The organism is Achromobacter semiaridum, from assembly GCF_053543755.1.
This window is the reverse complement of the sequence record NZ_JBLVOL010000021.1, coordinates 86461-102342: the sequence shown is the minus strand read 5'-3', so window position 1 is coordinate 102342 and position 15882 is coordinate 86461. Positions and strand designations below refer to the sequence as shown.

Here is a 15882-nt window from a genome sequence, read left to right as displayed (position 1 = left end):
AAGCGGGACGCGTCCAATCGGACGCGCCCCGCTTTTTATCGTGCCGACGAACTGGCGCGCTTTCGCGCTATCGCCTATCGCGCCGTGCGCAGCTTAGAACTGATGGCGCACGCCCACGCCGGCGGCGGTGCTCTTCAGACCGTCGATGAACGCGTAGTCCGTGCCGTACGAACCGTAGGCGTACAGGTTGGTGCGCTTGGACAGGTCGTAGGTGTAGCCCACGCTGTAGACGTTCATGTTGGCGTCGCCGCCCGTCAGCTTGTCGTTGGACGGGGCCACGTGCTGCCACGAGGCGAACACGCTGCTGGCGCCGCCCACCGGCACGGTCGCGCCCAGCATGTAGGCGTTGGCCTTGAAGCCGTTGACGAAGCGGTTGGTGCCGAATTCGTCGCTGAACGGCGTGTCGGCCGGCAGGTCCTGCCCGACGAACCAGCCGTCGGTGGTGCGGCCATAGGCGGCGGCCAGCTTCACCACTTCCAGGTCGTACGACACGCCCAACGCGTACTGGCGCGGGGTGGCGTTGCTGTCGATGTTGCCGCGGTTCGAGCCGTTCAACTGGTCGTACGTCAGCGCCACGTTAAGCGGGCCCTGCACGTAGCGCAGGCCGGCCGTGATGCCGCGCGTGTTGTCGGCGGTGCGGAAACCGGTCTGGTCGGCGGTGGTGTCGTCGGCGTTGAACGAATAGCCGATGCCGAATTCAAAACCGTTCACCGAGGGAGTGCGGTACATGACCATGTTGTCCCAGCGCATGGTGTTGGCGGCGCTGAAACCCAGGCCCAGGTTCGACTGGGTGTAGCTGGTGTAGAAGGGGTCGATGTCGGCCAGATAGTTCGAGCCGATCGTGGCTTGGCGGCCGAAGTCCAGTTGGCCCCAGGCGTCGTTGGCCAGGCCGATGGTGGCTTGGCGGCCGAACAAACGGCCGGATTGGCCGCGTTGGCCATTGGCGGAATCAAAGCCGCTTTCCAGCTTGAAGACGGCGCGCAGGCCGTCGCCCAGATCTTCGGATCCGCGCAGGCCCCAGCGGGAGCCGGCCTGGATGCCGTTGATCATGCCAAGCTTGCTACCGCTGTAGCCGTCGCCCTTGATCTTGTTGTAGCCGATGCCGGTGTCGATGACACCATAGAGGGTGACTGACGGTTCTGCCTGTGCAATGCCTGTGAAAGCGGTCAGCATCGCAGCGGCGAGCAGCGTCTTTTTCATCCGGGGATCTCCTGGGATTGTTGGGGGGAAAAAACAAAGGGAACACCACGCCAGGCATCAAGCCCAGCGGTGTTCCCGGGCGCAAGTGTAGAACATTTACGCTATTTACCTTCGATTGCCTGGGATGTTCCGGCTATTTCGTCTAATCGGGCCCCGGGGGTCAATGTGCGGCATGGACGCTTTTCGGGCATGCGGATTGACCGCGTGCCGTCATAGTGGCATCTTGCCCCGAAGCCCGAGTCTTGACCTTTTTCTGGACCTTTTTCTGGAACCCCCGTGGACTATCCACAGCCCCTTGTGACCGTTGACGCCGTCCTGCTTACCTTGCGGGCCGGCGGCCTGGAAATTGCCCTGCACCAGCGCGACCGCGCGCCCTTCAAGGGCGTTATGGCGCTGCCGGGCGGCGTGGTGCATGTGGACGAAGACGACAGCACCGAAGCCAGCATCCGCCGGGTCCTGCGCGAAAAAACCGGCTTTGAACCGCGTTACCTGGAACAGCTACAGGTGTTCTCGGGCACCCGGCGCGACCCCCGCCAGTGGTCCTTGTCGGTGTCGTACGTCGCCTTGGTGCCGGTGGCCGAACTGGAAGCGGCGGCGGGGCAGGGCCTGCGCTTTGTCAGCGTGGATGCCTTGCCCACGCTGGCGTTCGACCACGCCGCCATCGTGGCAGCCGCCGTCGCCCGCCTGCGCGGAAAATCCAGCTACTCGACCTTGCCTTTCTTCCTGCTGCCGGAACGCTTCACCTTGACCGAGCTCCAGCACACCTACGAAGCCATCTTGCAGACGCGGCTGGAAAAATCGAACTTCCGCAGGAAGATGGACGCCTGGGGCGTGCTGGAAGCCACGGGCGATTTCGTCACCGGGGCGCAGCGCCCCGCGCGGCTGTACCGCTTGAAGGACTTCGCCTTGTTCGACCGCAGCGTTGGATGACTTTTCCCTGCCGCACCCACCCGCGACGCCGATTTCCAGGAAGATAGTTGCACATTAACAATAAGTCGGCATATACTGGCTCCACTTAGTTTTGAAATGCCACTAAGGGCTGATCATGTTCACCATCACTGCGGTAGTAGAAGGACAACGCCAAACCGAAACGCCGACCGCGTTCGTGTTTCCAGGCGGCGAAAGCCAGGTCACGGTGCCGGCCGGCTTGCGCTTGGCGGCCGATGCCGCCACCGAATTTCGCATCCACGCGCTGCTCAAGTCCGCCAATGACGTCATGCAGCTGCTGATGCTGACCGACGCATTGCGCCGCCTGAATCCCGCCGTGCCCGTGCACCTGGACATGCCGTACGTGCCCTACGCGCGGCAAGACCGGGTGTGCAACCCGGGCGAGGCCCTGGGCGCGGCCGTCTTCTGCAAGCTGATCAACGACCAGCAATACGCCACCGTCACCATCACCGAACCGCACAGCGACGTCACCCCCGCGCTGTTGCAGCGCCTGCGCGTGGTGGACGCCGCCGCGTTCGTGGCCCGGGCGCTGGCGGCTCCGGTCTTCGCCCATGGTGTGACGTTGATGGCGCCCGACGCCGGCGCCCGCAAGCGGGTGCAGGCCTTGGCCAAGAAGCTGGGCGTGGCCGACGTGCGCTACGCCGAGAAAGTGCGCGACCCGCAAACGGGCCGCATCACCGAAACCCGCGTGCCCGACGACATCCCGGATCAGCCCATCCTGGTGGTGGACGACATCTGCGACGGCGGCCGCACGTTTCTGGAACTGGCGCTGGCGCTTGCCGACAAAACCCGCCAGCCGCTTTACCTGTACGTCACGCATGGCATCTTCAGCCATGGCCTGACGGCCCTGAATGAACGCTATGCCGGCGTGTTCACCGCCTACGACTGGACGCAGGCCGACGGCCAGGGCGCCCCGGTTTGCGTAGGCCCTGACACCGCAACGCCCGCATCATCGTCAATGGCGCCCAGCCCCTTGGCGACCGCCATCCCCGCCCTTGCGAACTAAGAAGGAAACTGCCATGAATGCCCCCGACACCGTGATCGCCAAGAACGGCATCAACCCCTTCCTGCAAGCGGACTTCTATAAGACCGGCCACCCGTTCCAGTACCCCAGGGGCACCAACAAGATCCTGGCCAACTTCACGCCGCGCTCGGCGCGGCTGGCGCCGGTGCTGCCCGAATTGTTCGACGACAAGATCGTCTGGTTCGGCCTGCAAGGCTTCATCAAGGAAATCCTGATCGACCTGTTCAACCGCGAATTCTTCGGCAAGCCGGCCGGTAGCGCGGTGCGCCAATACCAGCGCCGTGTGGACAATGCGCTGGGCAAGGGCGCGGTCACCGTTGACCACCTGCAAGCGCTGTATGAACTGGGCTACCTGCCGCTGGAAATCCGCTCGGTGCCCGAAGGCGCCCGCGTCGACATCCGCGTGCCGCCCGTCACCTTCATCAACACGCATCCGGACTTTGCGTGGCTGGTCACCTACATCGAAACCCTGTTCAGCTGCGAATCGTGGAAGCCGTCCACGGTGGCCACCATCGCCTTTGAATACCGCAAGCTGCTGACTTATTTCGCGCGCACCACGGGCAGCCCCATGGACTTCGTGAACTGGCAGGGGCACGACTTTTCCATGCGCGGCATGTCGGGCGTGTACGACGCACGCAAGAGCGGCGCGGGCCACTTGCTGTCGTTCACCGGCACGGACACAATTCCCGCCATCGACTACCTGGAAGACATCTACGGCGCGGATTCCGATCGCGAACTGGTCGGCGGGTCGGTGCCGGCGACGGAACACTCGGTGATGTGCCTGGGCAGCAAGGAAGGCGAGATCGAAACCATTCGCCGCCTGGTCACCCAGGTGTACCCCGGCGGCATCGTGTCGGTGGTGTCGGACACCTGGGACTTCTGGCAGGTGGTCACCGACTTCGCCGCCGCGCTCAAGCCGGAAATTTTGGCGCGTACGCCAGACCCATACGGCAACGCCAAGGTGGTGTTCCGCCCCGATTCCGGCGACCCGGTGAAGATCCTGACGGGCTATTTCTGCACCGACGTGCCGGCCGTCGAGGACGCGACGGCGTTGGCCGGCGCGCGCCGCGCAGGCTTCGAGGCGGTGCGCGACGCCGCCACCGGCAAGTACTGGTTGCTGGATGACGACGCGCGTGCCGTTCAGCCACTGCGCGAAGCCGAGGTCAAGGGCGCGGTGCAATGCCTGTGGGACATTTTCGGTGGCGTGGTGACGGACCGTGGCTACAAGCTGCTGGACCCGCACGTTGGCCTGATCTACGGCGATTCGATCACGCTGGCGCGCGGCCGCGACATTCTTGTGCGCCTGGAAAGGAAGGGCTACGCCTCCGGCAACGTGGTGCTGGGCATCGGGTCCTACACCTACCAGTACCTGACGCGCGACACCTTCGGCTGGGCGCTGAAGGCCACCTACGCCGAGGTCAACGGCGAGCCCGAGGAACTGGTCAAGGACCCGGTCACGGACTCCGGCGTGAAGCGTTCCGCCAAGGGCCTGCTGCGCGTGGACGAGACCGCCACGGGCTATGAACTGCACGACCGGCAGACGCCTGAACAAGCGGCGGGCGGCGCGCTGGTGCCGGTGTTTCGCGACGGCCAGTTGCTGGTGGAGCAGGACTTGGCCCAGATCCGGCAGCGGCTGCAAACGTCGTGGGTATGCCCGGAAGCCGGCAGCATTGCGTGGGCCTCGCGCTGACCCGACTACCCGCCAAGGTTCCCCATGAAAAAGCCGCACGCCCGATTCGGGTAGTGCGGCTTTTTTGATTGCCTGAAGATACGTTCGTCAGGCTTTGGCCCGCGCGCGCTTGTCTTCCCGCACGAAGATCACCACGCCCACGATGATCATCAGCGCCAACGCGTACCAGGTAATGGCATAGACCAGATGGTTGTTCGGAAATTCCAGCACCGTCAGCCCGCCGACGGGCGCCTTGGCCGGATCGCGCCCCGGGCTGGACGCGGCATCGGCATCGATGAAGTAGGGCGCCACGTCCGTCAGGCCGCGCGCGGTGGCAATGGCGGGCAGGTCACGCGAATACCAGAGGTTGGCGGCCGGATCGTTGTTGCGCAAAAAGCCGCTGCCCGGCTCGCCCATGCGCAGCAGGCCCGTCACGCGGCCTTCGGCGGGCGGCGGCGGGTTGGCGCCTTCGGTCTTGCGCCACTGCGGCAGCACGAAACCGCGATTGACCAGCACCGTGCCGCCATCGGCCATCCGCAACGGCGTCATGACCCAGTAGCCGCTGCCCAGTTCGGTGGCGGCCTGCACCAGCGTCTGGCGGTCGTATTGATACGTGCCGGTGGCGGTGACGTGCCGGTATTCGGCATTGCTGGACGTCAGGCCGCGCCATTCCTGCTTGCCCGGCGCGGGGGCGGTGGGCGCGTGCGCGCGCTGCTTCACCTGCGAGATCAGCTCTTGTTTCCAGGCCAGCCGGTGCACTTGCCAGGTGCCCAGCGCGCAAAGGCCGGCGAACAGGCCGGCAGCAACCACGCCCAGGATGACCAGGGTGGTTTTGCTGCGCGGTTTACGGGGGGTGTCGCGGATAGTGGTGTCTTTTACTGCTGCCATCAGGGCATATTCCGCATGTCGTGTGTGGACATGGGCATCATATTGGAGTTCAAGTGATACATGATCCAGATTGATCCGCTGAGCGTGATTACGACCAGCACCAGCGTGAATATTAACGCCAACATGTTCCAGCCGCTTTCGGACTTGGTGTCCATGTGCAGGAAGTAGATGATGTGGACGACGATCTGCACCACGGCAAACGCCAGGATCACCAGCGCCGTCGTGCGCGAACTGGGGAACACGCGGTTCATGACCAGCCAGAACGGAATGGCGGTCAGGATGGCCGCCAGGATGAAGCCGGTGACATAGCTTTTCAGCGTGCCGTGACCGGCGCCGTCATCGTCGTCGTGGTGATCATGGCCACCGCCGTGGCCATGATCATGCCCGTGGCCATGGCCATGCGGCCCACGGTCAGCCAGGTTGTCCATGTGCGACGTCGTCATGGCAGCACTCCCATCAGATACACGAAGGTGAACACGCCCACCCAGATCAGGTCCAGGAAGTGCCAGAACATCGACAGGCACATCAGGCGGCGGCGGTTCTCGGGGATCAGGCCATGCATCCGCACCTGGATCATCATCGTCACCAGCCATACGATGCCGAACGTGACGTGCAGTCCGTGCGTGCCCACCAGCGTGAAGAAGGCCGACAGGAAGGCGCTGCGCTGCGGCCCCGCGCCCTGGTGGATCAGGTGCGCGAATTCGTAGATTTCCAGCGACAGAAAGCCCAGCCCGAGCAGGCCCGTCACCGCCAGCCACAGCTGCGTGGCGCCGATGCGGTTGCGCCGCATCTCCAGCATGGCGAAGCCGTAGGTGATGGACGAGAACAGCAGCAGCGACGTGTTTACCGCCACCAGCGGCAGGTCGAACAGGTCGGCGCCGGATGGCCCGGCCGCATAGCTGCGCCCCAATACGCCGTAGGTGGCGAACAGGCAGGCGAAGATGAGGCAATCGCTCATCAGGTAGACCCAGAACCCAAGCAGCGTGCCGTTCTTGGGGTGGTGTTCGCCCGGCACGTAGAACACGGGCTCTTGCGGCGGCGCGGCGCCGCCTTGCAGGGTGGGGGCCAAGGTATCAGACATGATTCGCTAACAACCTCGTGCGGGCGGCCTCTTCGCGCACAACCTCGTCGGCCGGCACGTAGTAGTCGCGCTTGTAGTTGAAGGTATGAATGATGGACACCAGGATCAGCGCCACGAAAGACAGCACGGCCAGCGGCCACATGTGCCAGATCAGCGCAAAGCCCATCACCACGCTGATGCCCGCCAGCACGATGCCGGCCCAGGTGTTCTTGGGCATGTGGATGGGAATGAAGCCCTGCTGCGGCCGTTCGTAGCCGTGCTGTTTCATCTGCCACCAGGCGTCCAGGTCATGCACGCGCGGCGTGAAGGCAAAGTTGTATTGGGGCGGCGGCGACGACGTGGACCATTCCAGCGTGCGGCCGTCCCAGGGATCGCCGGTAAAGTCGCGCAGCTGGTCGCGGCGGCGATAGCTGACGACCAGTTGGATGATGAAGCTGGCGATGCCGCAGGCGATCAGCAACGCGCCAAAGGCCGCGATCTGGAACCAGATTTGCAGCGACATGTCTTCAAAGTGGTTCACGCGGCGCGTCACGCCCATCAGGCCCAGCACGTACAGCGGCATGAACGCCACGTAGAAGCCCACCAGCCAGAACCAGAACGAGCACTTGCCCCAGAACGGGTCCAGCTTGTAGCCGAAGGCCTTGGGAAACCAGTAGGTGATGCCGGCCATCAAGCCGAACAGCACGCCGCCGATGATCACGTTATGAAAGTGCGCGATCAGGAACAGGCTGTTGTGCAACGCGAAGTCGGCGGGCGGCACGGCCAGCAGCACCCCCGTCATGCCGCCGATCACGAACGTGACCATGAAGCCCAGCGTCCACAGCATCGGGACTTCGAAGCGGATGCGGCCGCGATACATGGTGAACAGCCAGTTGAAGATCTTGGCCCCGGTCGGGATCGAGATGATCATGGTGGTGATCCCGAAGAACGAGTTCACGCTGGCCCCGGACCCCATGGTGAAGAAGTGGTGCAGCCACACCAGGTACGACAGCACCGTGATCACGACGGTGGCGTACACCATGGACGCGTAGCCGAACAGGCGCTTGCGGCAGAAGGTGGCCACCACTTCCGAGAAGATGCCGAAGGCCGGCAGGATCAGGATGTAGACCTCGGGGTGCCCCCAGATCCAGATCAGGTTCACGTACATCATGGCGTTGCCGCCGAAATCCGCCGTGAAGAAGTTGGTGCCTACGTAGCGGTCCATGGACAGCAGCGCCAGCACCGCCGTCAGCACGGGGAAGGCCGCCACGATCAGCACGTTGGTGCACAGCGCGGTCCACGTGAAGATGGGCATGCGCATCATCTTCATGCCGGGCGCGCGCATTTTCACGATGGTGACCAGCAGGTTCACGCCGGATAGCAGGGTTCCCACCCCGGCAATCTGCAACGCCCATATGTAGTAATCAACCCCCACGTCGGGGCTGTGCAATATGCCGGACAGTGGCGGATACGCCAGCCATCCCGTGCGCGCGAATTCGCCCACGAACAGCGACATCATTACCAGGATCACGCCGCCCGTCGTCATCCAGAAACTGAAGTTGTTCAAGAACGGAAAGGCCACGTCGCGCGCGCCGATCTGTAGCGGCACGATGTAGTTCATCAAGCCCGTGACCAGCGGCATGGCCACGAAGAAAATCATGATCACGCCGTGCGCGGTAAAGATCTGGTCGTAATGGTGCGGCGGCAGATAACCGGTGGAATCGCCAAACGCCACGGCCTGCTGCAAGCGCATCATGATGGCGTCGGCAAAGCCGCGCAGCAGCATGACGATGCCCAGAATCACATACATGATCCCGATTTTCTTGTGGTCGATGCTGGTGAACCATTCATGCCACAGATAGCCCCACTTCTTGTAGTAGGTGATGGAGCCCAGCACCACGATGCCGCCGATGGCCACCATGAAGAACGTGGCGATCAGGATGGGTTCGTGAAAGGGGATGGCGTCCCAGGTCAGGCGACCGAAGATCAGCTTGGTGAGGTCTGGTTGATCAGGCATCTTGATTCCAGCGTAAAAACCACGATTTCATGAAACCCTGCGTCATCCGATGCGCGGCGCTGACGGCGCGCATGCCGCTACAACACCAAGCCTTGGGTCGACGTGCACATCGCGCCGACATACTTGCGCGGCTTGGTGTCGGTCAGGCCCAGCCGTTCGCGCGTTTGCGCGTCCAGCGTGGTGACGTTGAGCGCGCCCGGTATGCCCATGCCGCCTTGCGCATCGATGGCCATGGCGTCCTTCATGCACATGCGGTTGCCTTCGACGCAGCGGTTGACGATGGCGTCGAACAGGCCGGGGGCAACCGAGGCGTAGTGTTGGATCGGGTTGCGTTCGCTGGGCTGCTCAAGCTTCAGGTAGGCATCGCGCGTCAGCCGCTGGGTAGAGGCGCGGGTGTCGGCTACCCACTTGTCAAAGCCCTGCTGGTCCAGCCCGTGGAACTTGAAGCGCATGCCCGAGAAGCCCGAGCCGCTGTAGTTGGCCGACAGGCCTTCGTATTCGCCGGGGTGGTTGATGACCGCGTGCAAGGTCGTCTGCATGCCGGGCATGGCGTAGATCTGACCCGCCAGCGCGGGCACGAAGAACGAATTCATCACCGACGACGAGGTGATCTTGAACTGGATGGGGCGGTCAACGGGCGCCGCCATTTCGTTGACGGCGGCGATGCCTTGTTCGGGATACAGGAACAGCCACTTCCAATCCAGCGCCACCACCTCGACCACCAAGGGCTTGGTGTCGGCGGGCACTTCGCGGCCCTCGGACAGGCGCGCCAGCGGACGGTAGGGATCGAGCTGATGGGTGCTGACCCAGGTCAACGCGCCCAGCGCGATGATGATGAGCAGCGGCGCGGCCCAGATCAGAAGCTCCAGCATGGTGGAGTGGTTCCATTCCGGATCGTAGTGAGCCTCTTTGTTGCTGGCGCGATAACGCCACGCAAACAGAAAGGTCAGGAAGATCACCGGCACGATGATCAGCAGCATCAAGCCGGTTGAAATGATGATCAGATTGCGCTGTTGAAGCGCCACATCGCCCGATGGCGACAGCAGCACCGCATTGCATCCGGCGAGCAATGGCAGGGCGGCAATCAGGATCAATCCGCGGAGCCTGGTGATGGACAACATAGCCATACCTCGAAACGTAACCGTGGGAGGTAAACGCAACACTACGCTGGAAGCCGCGAAAAATCTAGGGTAAAAAGAACAAAAGTGTGCGCGGCAAAGCGTGCGCGGCAGGGCGCTATCCCAATGCGGGCGCGGCTTGGCGGGCAGCAACGTTGCGTTGCACTGGCATGTTGCAAGATCGTAGACAAGGCGGTTTCGAACTTCCTACAGTGAGCACATCCATGTCGACCTCCACGCAGTATCCCGGTCATGCCCCCTCCGTTCCCGGCCCAGGGGCACCGTCCGGCGGGGCCAGCCATGCCAAGGTGGCTCCTGGCGAAATCGCCGTCGGCGTGGTGGTGGGGCGCGCATCCGAATACTTCGATTTCTTTGTGTTCGGCATCGCCTGCGTGCTGGTCTTTCCCCGCGTCTTCTTCCCCTTTGAAGCACCGCTTGAAGGCACGCTGTGGTCCTTCGTGATCTTCTCGTTTGCGTTCATCATGCGGCCCATCGGCACGGCGCTTTCGATGGCGGTGCAGCGGCGTTGGGGCCGCGCCACAAAATTGACGGTTGCGCTGTTTGTGTTGGGCACGGCCACGGTGGGCATGGCGTTCCTGCCCAGCTACGAAACCATCGGCGCGCACGCCATCACCCTGCTGGCCGTATTTCGCTGCCTGCAAGGGTTGGCGTTCGGTGGCTCGTGGGATGGGCTGCCGTCGTTGCTGGCGCTGAACGCGCCGCCCAATCGGCGTGGCTGGTATTCGATGATGGGGCAGCTGGGCGCACCGGTCGGCTTCCTGGTCGCCAGCGCGCTGTTCCTGTACTTGCACGTTACGCTGACGCAGGCCGACTTCATCGAATGGGGCTGGCGCTATCCGTTCTTCGTGGCGTTCGCCATCAACGTGGTGGCGCTGTTCGCACGGCTGCGCCTGGTCGTCACCGAGGAATACACGCAGCTGCTTGAAGAAGGCGAGCTGGAACCCATCGCCATCACCGAGATGCTGCGCTCGCAGGGCTACAACCTGTTCATCGGCGCGTTTGCCGCGCTGGCCAGCTATGCGCTGTTCCACCTGGTGACCGTGTTCCCGTTGTCGTGGATTGCGATCAGCGCCACGCAACAGATTACCGACGTGCTGATCGTGCAGATCTTCGGCGCGGTGCTGGGCATCCTGGGTACGGTGGCTTCCGGTTGGCTTGCCGACCGCATCGGCCGCCGCACCACGCTGGGCATGCTGGCGGTGGCGATCGGCATCTTTGCGCTGTTCGCGCCGTGGCTGCTGGGCGGCGGGCCGGTGGGGCAGGACGCCTTCATCCTGATCGGGTTCGCGTTGCTGGGCTTGTCGTATGGACAAGCATCCGGCACCGTCACGGCAAACTTCACGCGCCGCTTCCGCTACACGGGCGCGGCGCTTACCTCGGACATGGCGTGGCTGGTCGGCGCGGCATTCGCGCCGGTGGTTGCGCTGGGGCTGTCGGCCCGGTTTGGGTTGGTGGCCGTCAGCGTCTACCTGCTGTCGGGCGCGGCATGCACCTTGCTGGCATTGCGCATCAACAAGGTGCTGGAAACGCGGGATTGAACCTTCAACGGGGCCATTTTTTCAGCCCCGGTATCCTTCCAGCACATTTGCCACGTTGGTCCCCACGTCGGCCACGGCATAGCCGCCTTCCATCGTGAACACGGTCGGCAGGCCCAGGCCGGCCAGCGCCTGGCCGACCGCCAGATAGTCCGCGCTTTTCAGCTTGAACTTCGAGATCGGATCACCTTCGTAGGTGTCCACGCCTAGCGCAACCACGACCGCGTCGGCCTTGAACGCTTGCACGGCGGCCAGCCCTTGTTGCAGCGCTTGCGTCCACGTGGTGAAGTCGGTGCCGGCGGGCAGGGGCAAATTCAGGTTGGCTCCAAAGCCCGCGCCTTCGCCCTCTTCGTCGGCATAGCCAAGAAAGAACGGGTATTCGGTGGTCGGGTCGCCATGGATCGACACCGTCAACACGTCGCCGCGTTCGTAGAAAATGCTTTGCGTGCCGTTGCCGTGGTGGTAGTCCACATCCAGCACCGCCACGCGCGCGGCGCCGGCGTCACGCAAGGCTTGCGCGGCCAGCGCCGCGTTGTTCAGAAAGCAATAGCCGCCTAAAAAACCCGCGCCGGCATGGTGGCCGGGCGGGCGCGTCAACGCCATGGCGGCGCGTGGCCCGCCTGCGGTGGTGACCGCGCGCGCGGCGTCGATGGCGCAGGCCGCGCCGGCAGTAGCCGCCACCCAGGTTCCCGCCGTCAACGGGCATCCGCTGTCAAACGAAAACAGGCCCACGCGGGCGGCGAAATTGGTGGGTTCGATGTCATGGCGAAAGCCGCGTACCGGCCACACGGACGGCAGGATGTCGATGTCTGCATTGGCCGCGTCCAGCGCCACCCAGTCGTGCCAGGCACTGGCCAGAAAATCCACGTAGCGCGGCGTGTGCACGCGCTTGACCAGTTCCATGTCTGGCGCCGACGGCACGCGCAGTTCGCCGATACCGCGCTGGCGCAACGCGTCCAGCACGAAGGCAAGCCGCGCCGGCGTCTCGTGGCAAGGCACCAGCTTGCCGCGAAACATTTCGTGGCGGCCGGCGTGTTGGTCATGGACGGGGTTGTGAAAGATCAGCACGGGGTCGGTCCTTGAATGGCCGCGCAATGAACGCCGACGCGAGTCACGTCAGCCAATGCGGCGGCAATGAACTGTGAACAATGAACGATGAGCTTTGAATACGGCGGGGGCGGTCGTCACTATAGCGGTCGCAGCGCGTACCACGCCATGGCCGGCAGTTCTCGAAAAGTGGAATAGATATCGCGCCATTCAAAGAAGCGCGGATAGCCGCCGCTGACGTCCGCCACGCCATGGCGGCGCAAGGCCAGCATGGTGCGGGGGACGTGGAAATACTGGGTCACGACCAGCGCGCGGGTATAGCCGTGTTCGCGCATGTAGTCGCTGGCATGGCGCGCGGTGGCCCAGGAATTGTTGCCCGCGCTATCCGTCACGATGCGGTCGTTGGGCACGCCGCGCGCCAACAGGTAGCCGCGCATCACGGTGGCCTCGTCGGCGCCGGCCGGGTCCACGCCGCCGCTGACGAACAGGATGCGGCATTGCTTGGCCGCGTAGCAGTCATGGGCGCGATCCAGGCGCGCCGCAAGGCGTGGCGAGGGCTGGCCGCCGGGCAGCACGGTGTTGCCCAGCACGATCGCCACGTCGGCGGGGCGGGCACGGGTTAGCAGGCCGGTTGTGGCCAGGGCGGCGGCGGCCAGCAGAACGGCGGCAAGCAAAAGGCCGGCAAGTAAAAGGCCGGCAAGTAAAGGGGCGGCAAGTAAAGGGGCGGGGGCGGTAAGTAAAGGAGCGGCCACGCGGCCGGCGCGGCGGCGCATTGCCGGCTCCGAAGTCCGGTCCGAAGCCGGGGCCGGCTTATCGGCCACATGGGCGCGATCAACGCGAGGAATGGTCACGGGTTCGGACGCTGTGGTGGATGACGGGCGCGCCCCTACTGCGGGGCGGGCGGCCGTTGCGGCAGAGGGTAATCAAAGCGGACGTCGTTGGACACGATGGGCGCGCCAAGATTGCCCGGGTCGGTCAGGACGGCGGCGGCGCGGTATTTCCCGGGTGCAAGCGCGGGCAGGAAGGGCACGCTGCTGTAGCCGTTGTCGTTCAACAGGTAAGCCGGCTTGCCGTCTTCACCGGCGGCCCACACGACGGGGTCGCGAGCCAGGCCCAGCGGGTTGGCGGGATGCAGGGTGTCGCCTTCGCGCGGGTACAGCGGGTGGACGATGCGGTCGCCTTGCGCGTTGGTCAACAGCAGCCACACGCGCGGCGCGTTCAGGGCTACAGACGCGTCGCCATGGTTGGCCACGCTGAGTATGAACTGCCCGCCGTCTTCACCATTCCAATCGGCCAGCGTATCGGCAAGCTCAAGCGTCAGCTTGTCGGTGGGCGCCGGGGGGGCCAGCCGATGCTTGTCGACGCGCAGATCGCCGTAGCGCGCCCATTTCAGTACCTGGCCCGCTGTCTTGCTGACGTAGCGCACTTGCAGCCAGTCGCGCGGGCGCAGGGCGACGACATCCAGGTGTTCGCCTTCGGCGGCGGTCATCATGGGCGTGGCGTTGACGTCCGGGGTGTCGTACAGGTCCAGGCGGCTGACGGGCACGGTGCCGCCTTCCAACGGCGATCCTTCGCCGTCGATGTCGATGCGGTCGATGGCGCCGTCGTCGCGGAAACGGTAGGTCAGTTCGGCGGCCTCGCTTTCCAGGCCGAACAGTGCCTGGGTGCCCCATGCGGTGGCGCGCACGGTGCCGTCGGCGCGCAGCACGTAGTCTTCAAAGCCGTTGCTGGCGGCGCCGTAGCGGCACGCCACGTGGATCACGGCCTGCTTGTCGTCGATGACCGGGTTGACGAAGCCTTTGCAGGGGCTGGCGCTGTCGGGGTGCGCAATTTCCTGGTAGCCACGGCGATCCGGCTGGTACAGGAACAGGCGGGCAAACAGCTGCGTGCTGCCGCCGCTTTGCCCCAGGATCAGGTCGCGGTAGCCGTCGTGGTCGATGTCCACGGCCTGCACCTGGTCCACCGTGTCGTCATCGAAGGTGGCCAGCGGCTGGAGGGGGCCATCGCCCACGCGCACGCGGGCTTGCTGTGTGTCGCCATTGCTGACGGTGACCACGGCCGGCAGGCCGGGCTTGATGACAATGGGAAAGTCCCGCTGGGCGGCCGGGGAAGAAGCCGCGGAGGCGGCCTGCGCAAGAATCTGCGGCTGCACCGCCATCGCGGCCAGTGAGGCCGCCAGCAAAATCCGTTTCACGCGCCTCTCCCCAACTGGAACAAGGGGGGGAATATACCCCAGCGCCGTGCGGGAAAACGATCAGCGCGCGGCGCAAGCCGGCTGGCCATCTTGAGTAGAATTGACCGTCTGGAGTTGCTGCCGGTTTTATCGGCCCACGCGTGCCTGTCCGCCATGAACGTTGCCTTTCCCATCCGCCAAGAATGTCCGCCGGGCGCCTGCATGTGCGACCGCGACGCGCTGTTGTCGGACCCGGCGGCGGATATCCGCATCCTGCGACTGACCAAGGAAGAAGAAAAACGCCTGGTCGCGCGCCTGGAAAACATCACCAGCCTGGAAGACCTGCGCGCCATGCAGGGACGCATCCAGGCGCAGCTGGGCATCGTGATCGTCATCACGCCCAGCGATAACGAGGTGCGTACGTCACGCGGCATCTCCATCCAGCTGGAAGAGGCGCCCGGGCTATGCCGCAAGACGCGCACCGCGCTGCCCGCCGCCATCCGGCGCGGCTTTGATAACAAACCCGAAATTGTCTACGCGCTGCTGAACGAGCGCGACCTGCTCAGCGGCACCTGATCACGACGCCTTGCACGGCGCCAGCGCCACCACAGACGATGGCGAGCGGCCCGCTTCTGGGCGCGTGGCCGGCTTGCCGCTTTGCCTGACCGGATAGCCGATGATCACGGCGCTGCCGGCTTCCAGCCGCGTGGAAGCGGGCGAGCCATACGCCACCGTCCAACCGCGCACGGCCAGCGGCGCCAAGGTGTATTGCATGGCCGAGCCCGGCGATACATGGGCCACCTTGCCCGCGAACAGCTCGTGTTGCGGCTTGGGTTTTCCGTCGACCAGGGTGTAGGTGACGATGCGGTCCAGCGCGGCGGATTCGTCGTGCCGCGCCAGGATGGCGGTTTTATATCTGCCGGGCGGGATGTCGGCCAGGCTGAGATTCAGCGGCTCGGTCGCGTGGCCCGCCGCGTCCAGGCGCACGCCGGTGACGTCCACGCGCGCCAGCGGCGCATCGCCCACATTGCGCACCCGCACGCTGTATTGGCCCGACGTGCCCGTGGTGATGCATACGTCCACGCCCAATGGGTTCGGCTTGGGCGGCGCGGCCGCGCCCGCCGGTGCAAGGGCAGGCAACAGGCAGATCACGGCCAGCAAGGCGGACAAGCCAGGCAGGCC

General features: G+C 64.6%; 15 protein-coding genes. 5 read left to right on the top strand and 10 right to left on the bottom strand.

Annotated features, from left to right (window positions below; genetic code table 11):
- Positions 1 to 93 precede the first annotated feature (93 nt).
- Positions 94 to 1200: a porin gene (locus ACNPP0_RS07635; RefSeq protein WP_332611224.1), complete on the bottom strand. Its 1107-nt coding sequence runs from the start codon at positions 1198 to 1200 to the stop codon at positions 94 to 96.
- Between the two features lie 276 nt (positions 1201 to 1476).
- On the opposite strand from ACNPP0_RS07635, the gene ACNPP0_RS07630 reads away from it, so the two are divergent.
- From ACNPP0_RS07630 to ACNPP0_RS07620, 3 genes are all read left to right on the top strand, one after another.
- On the top strand, positions 1477 to 2130 hold the full coding sequence (locus ACNPP0_RS07630) for an NUDIX hydrolase (RefSeq protein ID WP_332611225.1): 654 nt from the start codon (positions 1477 to 1479) through the stop codon (positions 2128 to 2130).
- 115 nt (positions 2131 to 2245) lie between these two features.
- On the top strand, positions 2246 to 3154 hold the full coding sequence (locus ACNPP0_RS07625; protein ID WP_448705501.1) for a phosphoribosyltransferase family protein: 909 nt from the start codon (positions 2246 to 2248) through the stop codon (positions 3152 to 3154).
- A 13-nt stretch (positions 3155 to 3167) separates the two neighbouring features.
- Positions 3168 to 4862 carry a nicotinate phosphoribosyltransferase gene (locus ACNPP0_RS07620; RefSeq protein WP_448705500.1) on the top strand — a complete coding sequence of 565 codons (1695 nt, stop codon included), beginning with the start codon at positions 3168 to 3170 and terminating at the stop codon, positions 4860 to 4862.
- 87 nt (positions 4863 to 4949) lie between these two features.
- On the opposite strand, the gene ACNPP0_RS07615 is transcribed toward ACNPP0_RS07620, so the two are convergent.
- The 5 genes from ACNPP0_RS07615 to cyoA form a co-directional block, all read right to left on the bottom strand.
- Positions 4950 to 5729, bottom strand: a complete 780-nt coding sequence (locus ACNPP0_RS07615; RefSeq protein WP_448705499.1) for an SURF1 family protein — start codon at positions 5727 to 5729, stop codon at positions 4950 to 4952.
- Positions 5729 to 6157, bottom strand: coding sequence for a cytochrome o ubiquinol oxidase subunit IV (gene cyoD / locus ACNPP0_RS07610; protein ID WP_448705538.1), 429 nt, complete (start codon positions 6155 to 6157; stop codon positions 5729 to 5731). The genes ACNPP0_RS07615 and cyoD overlap by 1 nt, the downstream gene beginning before the upstream one ends.
- Before the next feature lie 11 nt (positions 6158 to 6168).
- Complete coding sequence (cyoC, locus tag ACNPP0_RS07605; protein ID WP_332611231.1) at positions 6169 to 6810, bottom strand: cytochrome o ubiquinol oxidase subunit III; 642 nt, start codon at positions 6808 to 6810, stop codon at positions 6169 to 6171.
- A complete protein-coding gene (gene cyoB, locus ACNPP0_RS07600) occupies positions 6803 to 8806 on the bottom strand; it encodes a cytochrome o ubiquinol oxidase subunit I (protein WP_332611232.1) in 2004 nt (667 codons plus the stop codon). The genes cyoC and cyoB overlap by 8 nt, the downstream gene beginning before the upstream one ends.
- 77 nt (positions 8807 to 8883) lie before the next feature.
- Positions 8884 to 9927 carry a ubiquinol oxidase subunit II gene (cyoA, locus tag ACNPP0_RS07595; protein WP_448705497.1) on the bottom strand — a complete coding sequence of 348 codons (1044 nt, stop codon included), beginning with the start codon at positions 9925 to 9927 and terminating at the stop codon, positions 8884 to 8886.
- A gap of 221 nt (positions 9928 to 10148) precedes the next feature.
- Here cyoA and ACNPP0_RS07590 point away from each other — a divergent pair, with 221 nt between their 5' ends.
- The gene (locus ACNPP0_RS07590) at positions 10149 to 11483 is read left to right on the top strand and encodes an MFS transporter (protein ID WP_332611234.1); all 1335 of its coding nucleotides are present in this window, start codon (positions 10149 to 10151) and stop codon (positions 11481 to 11483) included.
- Between the two features lie 21 nt (positions 11484 to 11504).
- On the opposite strand, the gene ACNPP0_RS07585 is transcribed toward ACNPP0_RS07590, so the two are convergent.
- The 3 genes from ACNPP0_RS07585 to ACNPP0_RS07575 form a co-directional block, all read right to left on the bottom strand.
- Positions 11505 to 12548 (bottom strand): histone deacetylase family protein, encoded by a 1044-nt coding sequence (locus ACNPP0_RS07585; RefSeq protein WP_448705496.1) that lies wholly within the window; start codon positions 12546 to 12548, stop codon positions 11505 to 11507.
- A gap of 119 nt (positions 12549 to 12667) precedes the next feature.
- Entirely contained in the window at positions 12668 to 13201 is a 534-nt protein-coding gene (locus ACNPP0_RS07580; RefSeq protein ID WP_448705494.1) for a YdcF family protein, read from the bottom strand.
- Positions 13202 to 13413: 212 nt separating this feature from the next.
- On the bottom strand, positions 13414 to 14721 hold the full coding sequence (locus ACNPP0_RS07575) for an SH3 domain-containing protein (RefSeq protein WP_448705492.1): 1308 nt from the start codon (positions 14719 to 14721) through the stop codon (positions 13414 to 13416).
- Positions 14722 to 14874: 153 nt separating this feature from the next.
- Here ACNPP0_RS07575 and ACNPP0_RS07570 point away from each other — a divergent pair, with 153 nt between their 5' ends.
- Positions 14875 to 15276, top strand: coding sequence for a hypothetical protein (locus ACNPP0_RS07570; protein WP_448705536.1), 402 nt, complete (start codon positions 14875 to 14877; stop codon positions 15274 to 15276).
- Here ACNPP0_RS07570 and ACNPP0_RS07565 read toward each other — a convergent pair whose 3' ends face one another.
- A complete protein-coding gene (locus ACNPP0_RS07565; protein ID WP_448705534.1) occupies positions 15277 to 15879 on the bottom strand; it encodes a hypothetical protein in 603 nt (200 codons plus the stop codon).
- Positions 15880 to 15882 lie beyond the last annotated feature (3 nt).